We start from the raw sequence: 17,030 nt of genomic DNA, 5'->3' as shown, positions 1-17,030 counted from the left end.
GTCGTTCCCCCCAGTCGGTCGGCCGAACCCCTGAAGACTGTGACCAGCATCATGGGTTTAGGACATCGGGTAAACGTCCTATGTTCAGACGGTGACGGTGCTATTAAGCGACATACGTCCGCTCAGCAGCGTCCGGGCCGCTCACCCGGCTCGCCGAGGAACACCTGACGGACCACCCGCTCCGCCGCGTGCCCGTCGTCCAATGTGCAGAACCGCCCCCGGAACCGCGCCCGGGCCTCGGCCGCCGCCTCCGACCGCACCACGTCGGACCGGAACAGGTCAAGCAGATCATCGAAGGTGGTGGCCACCGCGCCCGGCGGCTCAGCAGTCACGTCGAAGTAGACACCCCGGGCCAGCCGGTACGCCTCCCAGTCCGGGGCGTACAGCACGATCGGCCGATCCAGCACCGCGTAGTCGAACATCGCCGACGAATAGTCGGTGACCAGCACATCCGCCACCAGGTAGAGATCCTCCACCCGCTGGTGGCCGCTGACGTCGCGGACCCGCTCCCAGTCCGCCGGCCGACCGGGACGCCGATCACGGTCGTGGAAGTAGTGACTACGCATCAGCAGCCGGCCCGAGTCACCGAGCGCCCGCACGAACCGGTCCGGGTCGAACGGCGGCCGGTAGCCGGGCAGGTGCTCGCGGTGCGTCGGGGCGTACAGCACCACCTGCTCGTCGGGGCCGAGGTCGAACTCCGCGCGCAGTCGACGCACCTCGTCCGGGCCGGCGTTGACCAGGCGGTCGTTGCGCGGGTAGCCCACCTCAAGTGTCGTGTACGTGGCCGGGTACGCCCGGTCCCACATCTGGGTGGAGAAACTGTTGGCGCTGACGCTGTAGTCCCAGCGGTCCACCCGGTGCAGCAGCCCGGCGAAGTCCATCCGGCCCGCGCCGATCGGGTAGCGCTGCTGGTCCAGACCCATCACCTTCACCGGGGTGCCGTGGTGGGTCTGGAGGTGCACCTGCTCGGGCCGCTTCCGGACGAAGTCCGGGAAGTTGACGTTGTTGACCAACCACCGGGCGCGGGCGAGCACCCGGTAGTACGCCGGGGTGCCGGCGACCACGTACTCCACCCCGGCGGGCACGCTGTCCACCCGGTCCCGGCGCACGATCCACACCCCGCGCACCCCCGGCGCCAACCGGCGGGCCACCTCGTAGATCGCCGCCGGGTTGCAGGAGTAACCCCGGTACCAGTAGGCGGCGTACACGGCGAGCGTCGGATCGATCGGCCGTCGTAGCTCGGCCCGGTAGTACTCGCGCAGCAGGCCGTCGCGGGTCAGCCGGGCGCCGCGCCGAGCGACCGGGCCGACCCGACGCCGGGCGGTGCGGACCTTCCGACGGGCGGTGTCGCGGGCCCGGCTGGCGGTCCGCAACGCGCTGAAGGTGTGCCAACGGCCGGCGGCGACCAGCCGGTGCTTGATCCCCTCCACCCCGTCCGGCACCGGATAGCCGCCGGGCGGCAGCCAGCGTTCGTAGTCGGCGGTGATCTGCGCGAAGAACGCCGGCCGCAGCTCCGGGGCGATCCGCTGACCGTTACCGAGCACTGTGAGGTAGTGCCAGATCATCCGTTCGAAGACCGCCGGCCGCAGCGCGTCCACCGCCGGTGACCAGGCGTCCATCAAGTGGAAGACCCGGTGCCACTGGGGGAAGACCTCGAAATGCCGGTCCCCCCGGGTGCGGGTGATCGCGCCGGCACGGCGTTGCCGGTAGTTGACGCAGACCCGGTCCAGTACGCCGATCCGCTGCGCCGCCATCAGCACCGGGTAGCTGAACGAGACGTCCTCGTACCAGCCGGGCGCGAACCGCAGCCCCAGGTCGGTCAGGAACTCCCGGCGGACCAGCCGGTTCCACGCGGTGTGCAGCAGGCGCATCGCCGCCGGCCGGTCCTTCAGCCGGAAGGTGCGCGTGCCGGGCGACTCGGGGAACACCTCGGCCATCGCGCTGCGGGTGGCGGTGTTGTTCCAGTGGGTCCGGACGTGGTCGACGAGCAGCACGTCCGGGCGGGTCACCCGCAACCGCTGGGCGACGTCCGACAGGCACTCCGGTGCCAGCCAGTCGTCGCCGTCGAGGAACCACACGTACTCGCCGACGGCCCGGTCCAGCCCGATGTTGCGGGCCGGACCGAGGCCGACGTTCTCCGGCAGCCGGACCGAGCGGACCCGCCGGTCGCGGGCCGCGTACTCGTCGATGATGTCGCCGCTGGCATCCGGCGAGCAGTCGTCGACGGCGATCACCTCGATGTCGGTCTCCGGCTGACCGAGGATGGAGTCCAGGCATTCGCGCAGGTATCCCTGCACCCGGAAGGCCGGCACCACGAAGCTGATCAGGGTCATCCGGCCGTCCCTCCGTCAGCGTGGCGCGGCACCTCCGGCGCCCACCGGCGCGACAGACGCCCGCGCGCTACGGGCCGGTCGGACGAACCAGGCCAGGACGACGCTCACCACGAAAACCACGAGAAGGTACGCACCGAGTGTAGCCAGCCCGATACCCGCCACGCCGACAATCGCCGCGAGGGCCAGCAGCACCGACCGTCCGTCCCAGCCCAGCGTGGCCGCGTGCAGCGGCGGTGCCGCCTGCCGTTTCTCCAGCCGGGCGGTCAGGTCGTAGTGGTGCACGGTGAGCACGAAGACGTACCCGAAGATCAACCAACCCGGCGCGCCACCGACAACGCCGACCGCGATGGCGAACAGGTACTCTGCCGCCCGCAACGCCGCCGGCACCAGCCAGTCCAGCGGACCGTTGTGTGCGGCCCCGGCACCCAGCCCACCGGCCAGCAGCACCAGCAGCGCCACCGGCACCGCCCAGCGCAGACCGTCCGGCGCATCGCCGAGCAGGGCCACGACGAGCAGCACCGCCGGCCCCAGCGCGGCGATCACCGCCAGGGTGAGCGGCCCCATCAGGCGGACCACCGGCAGCCGCCGGGCCAACGGCCCGTCGTCGCGGTGCAGTGTGGCATCCACCGTGTCCAGCACCGGCACCCACATCCAGCGGGCCCGCAGCGTCCGCAGGGCACCGGTGTACGCGAACGCCAGCACCCCCCAGACCAGCACCGCGATCAGGCTGACAAGCGGGTTGAACAGCGCGACGGTCAGTGCGATCAACGCCCAGCGCTCACCGATCGGGAAGACCACTGTGCGCTTGAGCCAGTACGACAGCGAGCCGGTGTCGGCCTGCACCCGGGTGGACGCCGCGTTGAGCCGGTCGCCGATACCGCCGCTGCTGCCCGTCGCCGCCCGGGGTCGGCGGGCCGCCTCGTCGTGCAGCACCCCGTACCAGGTGTCGGTCATGTGCCGGACGGTCTGCAACGTCATCGCGGCGATGGCGAGGGCCCAACCGTTGCCCAGCCCGGCGTGACTCACCCCGAAGCCCAGGCCGGCGTAGACCAGGTATTCCTTGGCCCGGTCCGCCATGGTGTCCAGCCAGCCGCCCCACGCGCTGAAGTGCCGGGTGTAGCGGGCCAACTGGCCGTCCACGCAGTCGAGCACGAAGCCGAGGTAGAGCAGCACCGCGCCGCCGACCAGCGCGGGCCGCCCGCCGACTCCGAACAGCACCGCCGCGGCCAGCGCGAACAGCACCGAGATCGCCGTCACCCCGGACGGGGTGAGCCGGAGCCGGGCGGACAACCGGACCAGGTACGGCGACCAGGTGCTGACGAAGTAGGTGGAGAAGAAGTCGTCCTTCTCCTTCACCGACAGCCGCAACTCGGCCCGGTCCTCGTCGACAGCGGTGACCGCCGCTTCGGCAGCCACCAGGCCGGGCGCGTCGGCGACCCGGTGCGCGACGAGCAGGCGTACCCGCTGGGCGAAGATCAGGGTGCCGAGCGCCGCTAGACCCGCGACGAGCCGGTCGACGGCGGACCCGGGACCGCCGGCGGCGACCGACCCGCCGGAGCTGGTCCCGTCGGTCGCCGGCAGCGCCGCCACGTCGCCGACCGGACCGATCGGGGCGGCGACCGGAAGCATCCCGGACGTGGCGGCCCGGGCCGCGGCGGCGAGCGTGGGCAGGTCGTCCACGCCGACCCGCAGCGCGCCGCCGAACACGCCGGTGGCCGCGCCGTCGAGGGCGTCCAGCGGGCCGGCGTCGACCACCTGGCCGCGTTCCTCGCGCACGGCCGTCCGTCCGGGCACCGGCGGGTCGGTGAGCACCAGCGCCACCGTCGGCCCGACCGGGCTGGTGGCCAGGTGCCGCAGCACCGCCGTGTGGGCCACCAGGTCGGTGCCCGCGATCAGCAGCGGGCCGTCGGCGGCGTCGGCGAACGCGGCCAACTCGTCGAGGTCGGCGGCGAACCGCACCTCGGCCGCCCCGGCCCGGCGCAGCTGGGCGGCCAGCCGCTCGGTCAATGGCTCGCCGGTCGAGGTGGTCAGGCCCGCCGCGGGCGTCCCGGCGGCGAGCACTATCGCGAGCGTCATCGCGGGACCGCGGCGTGGTACGCGTCGAGCGCCTCGGCGATGGTGCCGTCGAGCGTCAACCGGCCCGCGTCGAGGTACAACCCCCGACGGCAGAACCGGGTCAGGTCCTTTTCGTTGTGTGACACCAACACGAGCGTGCGCCCCTCCCCGAGCAGACGATCAATCGTCGCGTAGCACTTCTTGCGGAACTCCGCGTCGCCCACCGCGGTGACCTCGTCCATCAGCAGGATCGGGTGCGGCAGGTGCGAGATGATCGCGAAGCCGAGCCGCACCTTCATCCCCGACGAGTAGTGCCGCACCGACGTGTCGATGGCACCCTGCACCTGCTCACCGGCGAACTCGACGATCTCGTCGAAGTGTCGCTTCAGATAGCCGGTCGACAGTCCGTGCAGCCCACCGACCAGGTGCAGGTTCTCCCGCCCGGTCAGGTCGTTGGAGAAACCCGCCGACAACTCCAGCAACGGCGCCACAGCGCCGTGCACCCGGATGCTGCCCTCGTCCGGGATCAGCACCCCGGCGATCAGCCGCAGCAGCGTGCTCTTGCCGGTGCCGTTGCGGCCGATCACCCCGACCGTCTCGCCCGGCTCGACGGTGAACGACACGTCCCGCAACGGCCAGAACTGCCCGGGCAGCGCGCCACGCTTCCCCCGGTGGATGAACAGCTCCCGCAACCGCAGTTGGCGGCGACGGTTACGGACGAACCGGATGCCCAGCCCGTCGGCCTCGATGATCGGCGCGGCCATGTCAGAGTTCCTTGAGCACTGCGGGTTCCAGCCGACGGAACGACCACCAGCCGGCGGCCAGCACCAGCAGGCTGCCGACGACGGTGGTGGCGAGCAGCCGGGTGTCCGGGAACTCGTCCGGGTACCAGATCGCGTGGTGCAGCTGGAAGATCCCGACCAGCGGGTTCAGCTCGTACGCCACCTTCAACCAGCCGGGCAGCTCGGACTCCCGGACCAGGCTGAGCGGATAAATGATCGGCGTGGCGTAGAAGAGCACCCGGATGATCAGCCGCATCAACCGTTCCACGTCGCGCATCAGCACGTTCCACGCGGACAGCAACAGCGCCAGCCCGATCAGCAGGACGGCCTGGACGGCGACCGCGAGCGGCAGGGCGAGCAGCGACCAGCCGGGGTGGATCCGACCGTGCGCCGCGTAGATCACCGCGATGGCGATCAGGATCGGCAGGCCGGCCGCGTACTCGGCGAACCGGCCGGTGACCCGGCCGATCGGGAAGACCTGACGCGGCACGTTCATCGTGGTGATCAACCGGGACTGGCCGGTGAGCGCGTTGGTCGCCTCGCTCAGCGCCGAACTGGTCCACATCCAGGCGAAGATCCCGGTGATCAGGAACAGCGGGTACGATCCGGCCGCCTCGCCCAGATGCCGGCCGGTGTCCCGGGAGTAGAGCACCCCGAACACGAACCAGTAGATGGCGCCCATGCCGAGCGGCTCGATCAACGACCAGAAGTAGCCGAGCACCGACTGCTGGTACTTGACCGCCAGATCCCGTCGGACCAGGATGCGCAGCGAGTTGCGGTGCGACCACAACGCCGCGACGCCAGAGGTCACCGCGAGCCTCCCGCCTCCTGAAACGGACGACAGGTTAGCAGTCGGTGAACGAATGCCCCGAATCGGCCGTACTCAGCACTCGATCACATTGACGGCCAGACCGCCGCGCGCCGTCTCCTTGTATTTGACCTTCATGTCGGCGCCCGTCTCCCGCATGGTCTTGATGACCTTGTCCAGCGACACCTTGTGCACACCGTCGCCGCGCAGCGCCAGCCGGGCGGCCGTGATCGCCTTGATGCTAGCCACCGCGTTCCGCTCGATGCAGGGGATCTGCACCAGGCCACCCACCGGGTCACAGGTCAACCCGAGGTTGTGCTCCATCCCGATCTCGGCCGCGTTCTCCACCTGCTCCGGGGTGCCGCCGAGCGCCTCGGCCAAGCCGGCCGCCGCCATCGAGCACGCCGAACCCACCTCACCCTGACAGCCGACCTCCGCGCCGGAGATCGACGCGTTCTCCTTGAACAGCACCCCGATCGCGCCGGCCGTCAGCAGGAACCGCACCACACCGTCGTCGTCGGCGCCCGGCACGAACCGGGTGTAGTAGTGCAGCACCGCCGGAATGATCCCGGCCGCACCGTTCGTCGGCGCGGTGACCACCCGGCCGCCTGCCGCGTTCTCCTCGTTCACCGCGAGAGCGAACAGCGTCACCCAGTCCATCGCGTGCAGCGGGTCGGGCGTCCCGGCGTCCGCCTCCAGGCCCCGCCGCAGCTCCGCCGCCCGCCGCCGAACCTTCAACCCCCCAGGGAGTACGCCGTCCCGCTCGCAACCGCGCTGCACGCACTCCCGCATCACCCGCCAGATCTCCAGCAGGCCGGCCCGGATGTCCGCCTCACTGCGCCAGGAGCGCTCGTTGGCCAGCATCACCTCGCTTATCGACAGGCCGGTGGAGGTGGTGACGTCGAGCAGCTGCGCCCCGGTCAGGAAGGGGTACCGCACCCGCGTGCTGTCCGGCTTGATCCGGTCCGCGCCGGCTGCGGCCTCGTCCACCACGAACCCGCCACCCACCGAGTAGTAGGTGCGGCTGCGCAGCTCGACGCCGGCCCGGTCGTACGCCGCGAAGGTCATCCCGTTCGGGTGGTACGGCAGCGAACGCCGCCGGTGCAACGTCAGGTCCCGATCCGGGTCGAAGTCGATCTCGTGCGCGGCCAGGATGCTGATCCGCCGCTCGGCCCGGATCCGCTCGACCCGAGGTCCGATGCTGTCCGTGTCGACGGTCTCCGGCGACTCGCCCGCCAAGCCGAGCAGCACCGCCGGACCGCTGCCGTGACCGTGCCCGGTGGCACCCAACGAGCCGAACAGCTCGGCCTGCACCCGCGCCACGTCGGTGAGCAGACCGTCGGCCTTGAGCCCGGCGACGAACGTCCGCGCGGCCCGCATCGGCCCCACCGTGTGCGAGCTGGACGGCCCGATACCGACACTGAAGAGGTCGAAAACACTGATCATGGCTGCGCTTCCTCGCCGTCGTCCCGGCGTACGGGACCCGGCCGCGCCAGGACCGTCGATCTGACGGCCCCGCTCGTGATCGACCGGGGTATGGGTTCCGGCCGCCCGGGGTGTGGGTGGCCGATCTGCCAGCGTACCCGCCCAGCTCACCGCACCCCCGCCACCCGCCACCGCACCCCCCGCTGTCGCCGCGCCCCGACCCCGTCGGGGCGGAGGCGTCAGCCGGGGTCTCCCCGGGTAATGCACCTACGGGTCCACGTGCTGCCGTTCATCCTCGCGACCGAGGGCGAAGTGGCTGCCCCCTTCTACCGTGGATTGCAGACGCGGCGCACCGCCGCAGAGTGGGAGTACGACGATGAGTCGCAAACTGGTCCGGCCCCGCGAGGGGCGCATGCTCGCCGGTGTCTGCGCCGGCCTCGGTCGGCGGTTCGGGATGTCCGCCGGCATGGTCCGGCTGCTGTTCCTGCTGTCCCTGCTGCTGCCCGGCACGCAGGTGATCGTCTACCTGATCCTCTGGGTGCTCATGCCGAACGAGGACCGTTACCTGGCCTCCACCCAGCACTGATCCCCACCCCTCACGCGCCCCGCGTCACCGGCGCCGACGTCGAGGCGACATCGCGTCCGGGAGGCCACTACAACCCTGTTGTAGTGGCCTCCCGCACGTCCAAGGCCCCTGTTTCCAGGAAGTTGCTGCCCACCTCGACGTTGATCGACAGCGGCCACAGGCGACGACCGCCGACCGTGACCGCCACCGGCGCTGCCGACGGCCCCGATGGAGAAGCGCCCGCTCCGACGGACGTCGGGGCGGGCGCTTCCGCGTACGGGGTGTGGACGGTCAGGGGGCCGTGTAGGTCACTGTGATCTGCTGGTAGCCGAGGGAGCGCAGCAGCCCTTCGAGCATCTTGCGGGTGTTCTCCTCGGCTCGGGCGGAGAGACCGCTGTCGCGGGCGGCGGCGGTGATCCGATCCTCGGCGAGCTGGTAGATCTGCTGCTGCCGGTTGGGGTCGTTGCCGACCAGGTCGCCGAGCCGGTTGAGCAGGCCACGCTGCTCCGCGAAGACGTAGCTCTTCTCCATGTCGAGGTTGGTCTCGCCGAGCTGCGGCGCGGGCAGCTTGATCTCGACGGACTTGCCGTCGGCGGACTGCACGATGGCACCGTCACCGATCTTGGTGAAGTCGACGTACGCCTCGACGCTGCCGGCTCCGACGAACAGGGTGCGTTCGTTGAGCAGGAAGTCCGGCACGTTGCGCCTGTCGTTCTGGGTGTCGACGACCACCTGGAAGTTGCCCTCGGCGGCCACGTAACGGCTGAGGTCCTGGATCGACTTCAGCAGTGGTGGCTGGCTGCGGTCGGTCTGCTCCTTGGCGAACGGGTTGCGGAAATCGGGCAGGAAACCGGTCGCCTGGATGCCGAGCAGCACCACCACCGCCACCGCGGCGGCGCCGAGCAGCAGGAGCAGGCCGCGAGCGGCCCCACCCCCACCGCCGTCGCCACCGGCGGTCGGGCCGCCGGGAGGGCCGGCCGGCGGGCCACCGGGGCCACCGGGACTATCAGTGGTCGGCTCTGGTGTAGTGGCCGACCGCTCCCGGAGATCGTCGCCGGTCGGGTAACCGGGGAACTCTCTCGTGGGCTCGTTGCTGCCAGCGTCGCGGGCCATCACGCTCACCGTCCTCGTCAGACACGTCGTCTGCTGATGACGGTACGGCCCTCCTGCGACAGTCGCGCGTCGAGCGCCGGGAAGGCGTAAACAGGCAGGTCAGGCGAACGCGGAGAGCCCGGTGAGGCGCTGCCCGACGACCAACTGGTGGATCTCGGAGGTGCCCTCGTAGGTCAGCACGCTCTCCAGGTTGTTGGCGTGCCGCATCACCGGGTAGTCGCCGGAGACACCGTTGGCGCCGAGGATGGTCCGGCACTGCCGGGCGATGGCGAGGGCCTCCCGCACGTTGTTCAGCTTGCCCACGCTCACCTGCTCGGGCCGCAACCTGTGGGTGTCGGCAAGCCGACCCAGGTGCAGCGCGAGCAGTTGCCCCTTCGCCAGCTCGACGGCCATGTCGGCGAGCTTCGCCTGGGTGAGCTGGAAACCGGCCAGCGGGCGACCGAACTGGGTGCGGGTGCCGGCGTACGCCAGTGTGGTTTCCAGGCAGTCCCGGGCGGCGCCGATCGCCCCCCAGACGATGCCGTAGCGGGCTTCGGTGAGGCAGCTCAGTGGCGCCTTGAGCCCGACCGCCTCGGGCAGTTGGGCGTCCGCCGGGAGCCGGACGTCGTCGAGCACGATCTCGCCGGTGACTGACGCGCGCAGCGACATCTTGCGGCGGATCTCCCGGGCCGTGACACCCGGGGTGTCCATGGGTACGACGAAGCCGCGCACGCCCTCGTCGGTGCGTGCCCAGATCACCGCGACGTCGGCGATCGGCGCGTTGGTGATCCACATTTTTCCGCCGGTGAGTAGCCAGTCGTCGCCGTCGCGGCGGGCCCGGGTGGTCATCGAGGCGGGGTCGGAGCCGTGGTCCGGTTCGGTAAGGCCGAAGCAGCCGATCGCCTCGCCGGTGGCCATCGACGGCAGCCAACGGCGTTTCTGCTCCTCGCTGCCGTAGCGCCAGATGGCGAACATGGCGAGCGAGCCCTGCACCGACACCAGTGAGCGGAGGCCGGAGTCGGCGGCCTCCAACTCCTGGCAGGCAAGCCCGTAGGCGACCGCTGACGCACCGGCGCAGCCGTAGCCGCTCAGGTGCATGCCGAGCAGCCCGAGCTTGCCGAACTCGCGGGCCAGGTCCCGGGCCGGCACCTGGCCGTCCTCGTACCAGTCGGCGACGTGCGGGCGCACCCGGTCGTCGACGAGCTGGCGGACGACGTCGCGGATCTGCCGCTCCTCCTCGGTGAGTGACAGGTCCAGGTCGAGCAGGTCGAGCGGAGCGGTCATGGACGCCACCTTAACGAAGGTTCAGCGCGCGGGAGAAGGGCTCGTCACTCGATCGGCTCCGAGAGCACCAGCACCCGCGCGTGGATCTGGTTGCGCTGCTGCAGGGCGGCGCGCAACGCGCGGTGCAGCCCGTCTTCCAGGTACAGCCCGCCGTTCCACTGCACCACGTGCGGGAAGAGGTCGCCGTAGAAGGTGGAATCCTCGGCGAGGAGCTTGTCGAGCGCCAACTCGCGCTTGGTGGTGATCATCTGATCCAGGCGCAGTGGACGGGGCGGGATCTCCGCCCACTGCTTGAGGGTCAGGTTGTGCTCCGGGTAGGGACGCCCGTCCCGGACCGCTCTGAAGATCACGACGGCACGCTCCCCTCCCCGTGGCCGGGCCGACCGACGGCGCCGAGCCGGGCCGCGGCGGGCACCGCGCGGCGCGGCACCGATGACCGTGCCAGCCTAGCCGCCCAGTGCTCGTTACGTTCTGCTCCCTGATGTCAGTTTCGCTATCGCTCGTCCGATCCTCAATCGGACGAACGGGACGTCGCGCTCAGCTCCACCGGCCGCGCCGGACAACCTCGTCCAATCCCCGACGCCCACGGCGCAGCGACGGTGACCGATGGTCGGGTGCTCGGTAACCGATTGTGATGGCACCGATGGGTTGGTACTCGTCCGGCACGCCGAAGGCATCCCGGTAGCTGCCCAGCCGCTGCGGCGGAATGCCGAAGAAACAGGCCCCCAGCCCCTCGTCCACAGCGGTGAGCAGCATCAGCAACGCCGCGAAGCCGGTGTCCACATGCCAGTACGGCACCGGCCACCGATCAGTGGACCGGTCCGTCCAGCCCTTGTCCGGCTCGGCGTAGCGCCGCAGGTAGGCCGACTCGTTGGCGTGCGGCACCACGATGAGCGGCGCCCGACGCATTCCGGCCAGCCAGCGCTCCCGGCCACCGCCGTCCGGGGTGGTGGCCGTCCAGAACCGCTCCCGGTCGGCCGGCTCGTCGAGCACCAGGAAGCCCCAGCCCTGGGCGAACCCGGCCGACGGGGCACGGATCGCGTGGTCGAGCAGCCGTTCCACCACGTCGGGCGGGACCTGACGGTCCGGGTCGTAGTTGCGCACCATCCGCCGACGCCGGACCACCTCGGCGAACTCCATCAGGCCCCGGGCCGGATGCCCCAGGCACCCCGCCAGGTCGTCCCGGGCTTGAGGGTGAGCAGGTCCCGCCCCGACCGGAACGCGTCCGGAGGGCAGGTCATCGGCTCGATCGCCACCGAGCGGCGGTGCCGCACACCGGTGAGCGCATCCCCGGTGAACACCTGCCACCAGCCGAACTCCGCGTCCGCCCAGATCTGCACCCCGGTCGAACCGTCCGGGGCGGACAGGCCCACCGACGAGCCGCCGTCGGCGTCGCGGATCACGTCGCCGAAACACAGGTCCAGCTCGGCGGCGCCGATCCGGCGCGGGCTGGTCCAGTCGTACTCGGTGCCGGCCACCGGGGTGGCGCCGATCGGCAGCAACCGACTGTCGACAAGCAGTCGGGTCCGGGTCGGCAGCCGCATGACCAGGTCGTCGACCGCGACGCCCGGCAGTTGCAGGTACGGGTGCACGGAGAAGCCGAACGGCGCCACCTCGGCACCGACGTTCGTCACCTCGTGCTCGGCGCGCAGCCCCTCCGCGCCGACGCTCCACCGGCTGAGCAGCCGCAGCGGCCACGGGTAGCCAGGCTGCGGCGGCAGGTCGTAGCCGAGGGTCACGGCGGTCTCCGACTGCTCCACCAGACGCCACGGCACCCAGTTGACCAGCCCGTGGATCGCCACGTGCCGCTCCGGCTCGGTCAGCGGGAGCTGGTGCGTCCGCTCACCGAACGGGTAGCGGCCATCGCGGATCCGGTTCGGCCAGGGTGCCAACACCTGCCCGGCGCAGCCGGGGCATACCTCGTCGGTCTGGTAACCGTCGACCAGGTCGACACCGTCGTGCCGGTACGTCCGCAGCCCACCACCCACCTCCACGATGACGGCCTCGTGGCCGGCGGCGGAGATGGTCCACTGGGCGCCGGAGAACGCGCGCTGCTCGGGGCTTTCCATGTCGGCGACCCTAACCGGTCACGTCCGGTCGCCGCTCGACGCCGCCGCCGCCCGGTAGCGCAGCAGAGCCGGGAACGCGACAGCGAGCACCACGACGAGCACCGCCGAGGCGAGCCCGCCGGCCACCCAGGCCACCCCGCCGCCGAACCCGGCGGCCATCGTGCCGGCCCGCAGATCGCCGAGCCGCGGACCACCGGCCACCACCACCGTGTTGACGCCCTGCAGCCGGCCACGCATCCGGTCCGGTGCGTAGACCAGCAGCATCGACTGACGCAGCACCGCGCTCACCAGGTCGGCGGCCCCGGCCACGGCCAACAGGAGGACCATCAGCCAGAGTCGGTGGGCGAGCCCGGCAGCGGCGATCGCGACTCCCCAGGCGACCACCGCTACCACCAGGCCGAGCCCCTGCCGACGGAGCCGGCCGATCCAGCCGGAGGTCAGCCCGCCGATCATCGAACCGATCGCGATGGCGCTGTAGAGCAGGCCGACCGACCCACCACCGCCGAACCGCTCCTGGGCGATCTCCGGAAAGAGCGCCCGCGGCATGGCGAGGATCATCGCGATCAGGTCCACCCCGAAGGACAGCAGCAGCACCGGTGTGGTGGCCAGGTAGCGGAATCCGTCCACCACACTGGCCAGGCCGGCGCGGCGGGGCTCACCGTCGGCGGTCGGCTCGGGCGGCAACGCGGGCAGTCGCAGCGCCGCCCAGAGCATCGCGGTGAACAGCACCGCGTCCACCCCGTACGCGATGGGCAGGACCACAGCGGTGTCCGGTGAGGCGGCCAGGATCAGGCCGGCGGCGAGCGGGCCGGCGACCGAGGCCGCGGTGAAGGTCGTGTAGTTCAGGGTGCTGGCGGCCGGCACCAGGTCGTCCGGCACCAGCCGGGGCAGCATGGCACTGCGGGCCGGCGAGCTGATCGCGAACGCCACCGACTGCAACGCCATGAGCACCAGCAGCAGCACCGGACTGCCCACATCCAGCAGCGCCTGGACCAGCAATCCCAGGGTGGATGCCCAAAGCAACAATGACCCACCGAGCAATACCGCACGACGGTCGCGGGCGTCGGCGACCGCGCCACCCCAGAGCCCGAAGATCAGCAGCGGTACGAAGGCCGCCACGCCCAGCAGGCCCACCCAGAACGAATCCCTGGTCAGGGCGTACATCTCCACCGGAACGGCTACCGCCGTGAATTGGAACCCGAACATCGCCACGGTGTTGCCGAGCCACAGCCGCCGGTACGCGGGCACCCGCAGCGGGCGTACGTCGATCGCCCAGCGCCGCGCTCCGCGCGACCGGGCCTCCTGCACACCCGTCACGGCGCCAACCGCTCGACGGTCCAGCCACCCTCGTCGCGGCGGAAACGGAGCCGGTCGTGCAACCGGCCGGCCCGACCCTGCCAGAACTCCACAGACTCGGGCCGAACCCGCAACCCGCCCCAGTGCGGCGGGATCGGGATCTCCGCCTCGTCGGCGAACCGCTCGGCCACCTCCCGGTAGCGCCCTTCCAGCGCCGCCCGGTCCGGCACCACCTGGGACTGTGGGCTGGCCCAGGCACCCAGTTGGGAGCCGCGCGGCCGGCTGGCGAAGTACGCCGCGCTCGTCGCGCGGTCCACCGGCACGACCTGCCCGGCGACCACCACCTGCCGCTGCATGGGAAACCACGGAAAGACCAGGCTGGCGTACGGGTTGTCGGCCGCCTCGACACCCTTGCGGGACAGGTGGTTGGTGAAGAAGACAAAGCCGTCGGGGTCGTACCCCTTGAGCAGCACGGTCCGGCCGCTCGGCCGGCCGGCCGCGTCCGCGGTGCCCACCACCATCGCGTTCACCTCGGGCAGCCCGAAGGCCACCGCGTCGGCGAACCAGCTGTCGAACTGGGTGTGCCAGTCGGGGGCCAGGTCAGCCTCGGTCAGGCCCAGGTCCGCGGCGTACTCGTTACGCATCGCGGCCGGGGCAGGTGTGTCGCCCGTCACGTACCCACTCCTTCTCGGCAGGTCCGCCGGCGCCCTCCCGCGCTGGCCAGACCGCGCTGCCCAGTCTCACCGAGTCCGGCGGAGAATGCGCGTTTGGGGGTGTCGCGTGCAGCACAGTCTGGGTGGCTCGCGTATCCGGTTACCCAGCAGGCAAGATGTTCCGAACACATCCCTGAGGGTCGCCTGAGGCGCTCGGCCGACCGGGCCGGATGAGCCGACCGGGCGCACCGACCAGATCCAGGAGAGCGACATGGCCGATTTCAAACCCGGGCTGGAGGGCGTCGTCGCCTTCGAGACCGAGATCGCCGAACCTGACCGCGAGGGTGGCGCGCTGCGCTACCGCGGGGTCGACATCGAGGATCTGATCGGTCAGGTGTCATTCGGCAACGTCTGGGCGCTGCTTGTCGACGGCCGGTTCGGGCCGGGTCTGCCGCCGGCGGAGCCGTTCCCGGTGCCTGTGCACTCCGGTGACATCCGGGTCGACGTGCAGTCCGCGGTCGCCATGCTCGCCCCGTACTGGGGGCTCAGCCAACTGCTCGACATCTCCGACGAGCAGGCCCGCGAGGACCTCGCCCGGGTTTCGGTGACCGCGCTCTCCTTCGTCGCCCAGTCGGCCCGGGGCCTCGGCCTGCCGGCGGTGCCGCAGAAGGAGATCGACAAGGCGCAGACCATCGTCGAGCGGTTCATGAAGCGGTGGCGCGGCGAGCCCGACCCCCGGCATGTCAAGGCCGTCGACGCGTACTTCATCTCGGCCGCTGAGCACGGCCTGAACGCCTCCACCTTCACCGCCCGCATCGTGGCCTCCACCGGCGCGGACGCGGCGGCCTGCATCTCGTCGGGCATCGGCGCCCTCTCCGGCCCGCTGCACGGTGGCGCGCCGTCCCGGGTGCTCAGCATGCTCGAGGCGGTGGAGCGCAGCGGCGACGCGGAGGGCTACGTCAAGGGCGTACTCGATCGCGGCGAGCGGCTGATGGGCTTCGGCCACCGCGTCTACCGGGCCGAGGACCCGCGCGCCCGGGTGCTCCGACGCACGGCAAAGGAACTGGGCGCGCCGCGCTTCGAGATCGCCGAGGCACTGGAGAAGGCGGCCCTCGCCGAGTTGCAGGCCCGCCGCCCGGACCGGGTGCTGGCCACCAACGTCGAGTTCTGGTCGGCAGTGGTGCTTGACTTCGCCGAGGTGCCGGCGCACATGTTCACCTCGATGTTCACCTGCGCCCGGATGGGCGGCTGGAGCGCGCACATCCTGGAGCAGAAGCGCCTCCAGCGGCTGGTCCGCCCGTCCGCCCGCTACGTCGGCCCGGAGTCCCGCAAGCCGTCCGGCGTCGAGGGCTGGGCCGCCATCCCACACGGCGTCTGATCTGAACGGAAGGGGCCCGGCTTCCACCGATGGGTCCGAGTGCGAGGATGAGGGCCGGCAGTGTCGCCGGGCCCGCCCTCGCCTTTGCGGAAGGATCTTCAAGACCGTGGCTGACGCACCGATCATCCGGATTCCCGATGACCTCAAGCCCGCCGACGGACGCTTCGGCTGCGGCCCGTCCAAGGTCCGCCCCGCGGCGGTGTCCGCACTTGCCGAGGTCGCCACCAGCTACCTGGGCACCTCACACCGGCAGAAGACGGTTCGCGACCAGGTGGCCCGGCTGCGTTCCGGCATCGCCGAGTTCTTCTCGCTGCCCGAGGGTTACGAGGTCGTGATCGGCAACGGCGGCACCACCGCCTTCTGGGAGGTCGCCACCTTCGGGCTGGTCCGCGACCGGGCCCAGTTCGCCAGCTTCGGCGAGTTCGGCGCCAAGTTCGCCAAGTCGGTGAAGGACGCGCCGTTCCTGGGCGAGCCGACCGTCCGCAAGGCCGACGCGGGCAGCGCCCCGACGCTGGTCGCCGAGTCCGGCGTGGACGCGTACGCGACTCCGCAGAACGAGACGTCGACCGGCGTGGCCGTCCCGATCAGCCGGGTGGCCGGGGCCGACGAGGGCGCACTGCTGCTCGTCGACGCCACGTCCGGCGCGGGTGGCCTGGAGGTGAACGTCGGCGAGACCGATGTCTACTACTTCGCGCCGCAGAAGTGCTTCGGCTCCGACGGTGGCCTCTGGCTGGCCCTGATGTCACCGGCCGCGCTTGATCGCGCCGCCGAGATCAAGGCCTCCGGGCGTTACATCCCCGCCTTCCTCGACCTGGTCACCGCGATCGACAACTCGCGGCTGGAGCAGACCTACAACACCCCGGCGCTGGCCACCATCTTCCTGGCCGCCGAGCAGACCGACTGGATGAACGCGCAGGGTGGCCTGTCCTGGGCGGCCAAGCGCACCGCCGAGAGCGCCGCCACGGTGTACGGCTGGGCGGAGCGGTCCAGCGTGGCCACCCCGTTCGTGACCGACCCGGCGCTGCGCTCCAACGTGGTCGCCACAATCGACTTCGCCGACGGGGTGGACGCCACCGCCATCGCGAAGGCGCTGCGGGCCAACGGCATCGTGGACACCGAGCCGTACCGCAAGCTCGGTCGCAACCAGCTGCGGGTGGCGCTGTTCCCGGCCGTCGAGCCGACCGATGTCGAGGCGTTGACCGCGTCCATCGACTACGTCATCGAGCGACTCTGACCTTCGTCACGGTCGGTGTTCGTGGAGGCCTCCACGGACACCGACCGTGATCATCG

The 17,030-nt window shown here is 71.2% G+C and carries 15 protein-coding genes; 3 read left to right on the top strand and 12 right to left on the bottom strand.

What is annotated here, in order from left to right; translation table 11 throughout:
* Window positions 1-122 precede the first annotated feature (122 nt).
* The 5 genes from AB0B86_RS04255 to AB0B86_RS04235 all read right to left on the bottom strand — a co-directional run bounded on the left by AB0B86_RS04255 (window position 123) and on the right by AB0B86_RS04235 (window position 7,424).
* Window positions 123-2,333 (bottom strand): bifunctional glycosyltransferase family 2 protein/CDP-glycerol:glycerophosphate glycerophosphotransferase, encoded by a 2,211-nt coding sequence (locus AB0B86_RS04255; protein ID WP_357402743.1) that lies wholly within the window; start codon window positions 2,331-2,333, stop codon window positions 123-125.
* Between the two features lie 15 nt (window positions 2,334-2,348).
* Window positions 2,349-4,409, bottom strand: coding sequence for a DUF5941 domain-containing protein (locus AB0B86_RS04250; protein ID WP_357402745.1), 2,061 nt, complete (start codon window positions 4,407-4,409; stop codon window positions 2,349-2,351).
* Window positions 4,406-5,152, bottom strand: a complete 747-nt coding sequence (locus AB0B86_RS04245; RefSeq protein WP_357402747.1) for an ABC transporter ATP-binding protein — start codon at window positions 5,150-5,152, stop codon at window positions 4,406-4,408. The genes AB0B86_RS04250 and AB0B86_RS04245 overlap by 4 nt, the downstream gene beginning before the upstream one ends.
* A 1-nt stretch (window position 5,153) precedes the next feature.
* Window positions 5,154-5,981: an ABC transporter permease gene (locus AB0B86_RS04240; RefSeq protein ID WP_357402749.1), complete on the bottom strand. Its 828-nt coding sequence runs from the start codon at window positions 5,979-5,981 to the stop codon at window positions 5,154-5,156.
* 72 nt (window positions 5,982-6,053) lie between these two features.
* Window positions 6,054-7,424, bottom strand: a complete 1,371-nt coding sequence (locus tag AB0B86_RS04235) for an L-serine ammonia-lyase (RefSeq protein ID WP_357402751.1) — start codon at window positions 7,422-7,424, stop codon at window positions 6,054-6,056.
* A 355-nt stretch (window positions 7,425-7,779) separates the two neighbouring features.
* Here AB0B86_RS04235 and AB0B86_RS04230 point away from each other — a divergent pair, with 355 nt between their 5' ends.
* Complete coding sequence (locus tag AB0B86_RS04230) at window positions 7,780-7,989, top strand: PspC domain-containing protein (RefSeq protein WP_357072623.1); 210 nt, start codon at window positions 7,780-7,782, stop codon at window positions 7,987-7,989.
* Window positions 7,990-8,259: 270 nt separating this feature from the next.
* Here AB0B86_RS04230 and AB0B86_RS04225 read toward each other — a convergent pair whose 3' ends face one another.
* The 7 genes from AB0B86_RS04225 to pdxH form a co-directional block, all read right to left on the bottom strand.
* Window positions 8,260-9,081, bottom strand: a complete 822-nt coding sequence (locus tag AB0B86_RS04225) for a DUF4230 domain-containing protein (RefSeq protein WP_357415197.1) — start codon at window positions 9,079-9,081, stop codon at window positions 8,260-8,262.
* A gap of 99 nt (window positions 9,082-9,180) precedes the next feature.
* Complete coding sequence (locus AB0B86_RS04220; RefSeq protein WP_357402756.1) at window positions 9,181-10,344, bottom strand: acyl-CoA dehydrogenase family protein; 1,164 nt, start codon at window positions 10,342-10,344, stop codon at window positions 9,181-9,183.
* A 44-nt stretch (window positions 10,345-10,388) separates the two neighbouring features.
* Entirely contained in the window at window positions 10,389-10,694 is a 306-nt protein-coding gene (locus AB0B86_RS04215) for a type II toxin-antitoxin system VapB family antitoxin (protein WP_030329612.1), read from the bottom strand.
* A gap of 187 nt (window positions 10,695-10,881) precedes the next feature.
* A complete protein-coding gene (locus tag AB0B86_RS04210; RefSeq protein ID WP_357402758.1) occupies window positions 10,882-11,484 on the bottom strand; it encodes a nitroreductase family protein in 603 nt (200 codons plus the stop codon).
* Entirely contained in the window at window positions 11,484-12,413 is a 930-nt protein-coding gene (locus tag AB0B86_RS04205) for an aldose 1-epimerase family protein (RefSeq protein ID WP_357402760.1), read from the bottom strand. The genes AB0B86_RS04210 and AB0B86_RS04205 overlap by 1 nt, the downstream gene beginning before the upstream one ends.
* Window positions 12,414-12,431: 18 nt before the next feature.
* Entirely contained in the window at window positions 12,432-13,730 is a 1,299-nt protein-coding gene (locus tag AB0B86_RS04200) for an MFS transporter (protein ID WP_357402762.1), read from the bottom strand.
* Window positions 13,727-14,353 (bottom strand): pyridoxamine 5'-phosphate oxidase, encoded by a 627-nt coding sequence (gene pdxH, locus AB0B86_RS04195; protein WP_357402856.1) that lies wholly within the window; start codon window positions 14,351-14,353, stop codon window positions 13,727-13,729. The genes AB0B86_RS04200 and pdxH overlap by 4 nt, the downstream gene beginning before the upstream one ends.
* A 280-nt stretch (window positions 14,354-14,633) precedes the next feature.
* Here pdxH and AB0B86_RS04190 point away from each other — a divergent pair, with 280 nt between their 5' ends.
* The gene (locus AB0B86_RS04190) at window positions 14,634-15,740 is read left to right on the top strand and encodes a citrate synthase 2 (protein WP_357402764.1); all 1,107 of its coding nucleotides are present in this window, start codon (window positions 14,634-14,636) and stop codon (window positions 15,738-15,740) included.
* A 106-nt stretch (window positions 15,741-15,846) separates the two neighbouring features.
* Window positions 15,847-16,974, top strand: coding sequence for a phosphoserine transaminase (gene serC / locus AB0B86_RS04185; RefSeq protein WP_357402766.1), 1,128 nt, complete (start codon window positions 15,847-15,849; stop codon window positions 16,972-16,974).
* The last annotated feature ends 56 nt before the right edge of the window (window positions 16,975-17,030 follow it).

The organism is Micromonospora sp. NPDC049047 (assembly GCF_040649135.1).
In the GTDB taxonomy this organism is placed as follows: domain Bacteria; phylum Actinomycetota; class Actinomycetes; order Mycobacteriales; family Micromonosporaceae; genus Micromonospora.
The sequence above is the reverse complement of the archived record's forward strand: the minus strand, read 5'-3'. Positions and strand labels throughout refer to the sequence as shown.

Bases quoted from the DNA above. Each gene is read 5' to 3' on its own strand.
- AB0B86_RS04235 (WP_357402751.1), bottom strand. From the start codon at position 7,424: ATGATCAGTGTTTTCGACCTCTTCAGTGTCGGTATCGGGCCGTCCAGC.
- pdxH (WP_357402856.1), bottom strand. From the start codon at position 14,353: ATGCGTAACGAGTACGCCGCGGACCTGGGCCTGACCGAGGCTGACCTG.
- AB0B86_RS04190 (WP_357402764.1), top strand. From the start codon at position 14,634: ATGGCCGATTTCAAACCCGGGCTGGAGGGCGTCGTCGCCTTCGAGACC.
- AB0B86_RS04225 (WP_357415197.1), bottom strand. From the start codon at position 9,081: ATGGCCCGCGACGCTGGCAGCAACGAGCCCACGAGAGAGTTCCCCGGT.
- AB0B86_RS04245 (WP_357402747.1), bottom strand. From the start codon at position 5,152: ATGGCCGCGCCGATCATCGAGGCCGACGGGCTGGGCATCCGGTTCGTC.
- AB0B86_RS04255 (WP_357402743.1), bottom strand. From the start codon at position 2,333: ATGACCCTGATCAGCTTCGTGGTGCCGGCCTTCCGGGTGCAGGGATAC.
- AB0B86_RS04205 (WP_357402760.1), bottom strand. From the start codon at position 12,413: ATGGAAAGCCCCGAGCAGCGCGCGTTCTCCGGCGCCCAGTGGACCATC.
- AB0B86_RS04230 (WP_357072623.1), top strand. From the start codon at position 7,780: ATGAGTCGCAAACTGGTCCGGCCCCGCGAGGGGCGCATGCTCGCCGGT.
- AB0B86_RS04250 (WP_357402745.1), bottom strand. From the start codon at position 4,409: ATGACGCTCGCGATAGTGCTCGCCGCCGGGACGCCCGCGGCGGGCCTG.
- AB0B86_RS04220 (WP_357402756.1), bottom strand. From the start codon at position 10,344: ATGACCGCTCCGCTCGACCTGCTCGACCTGGACCTGTCACTCACCGAG.
- AB0B86_RS04210 (WP_357402758.1), bottom strand. From the start codon at position 11,484: ATGGAGTTCGCCGAGGTGGTCCGGCGTCGGCGGATGGTGCGCAACTAC.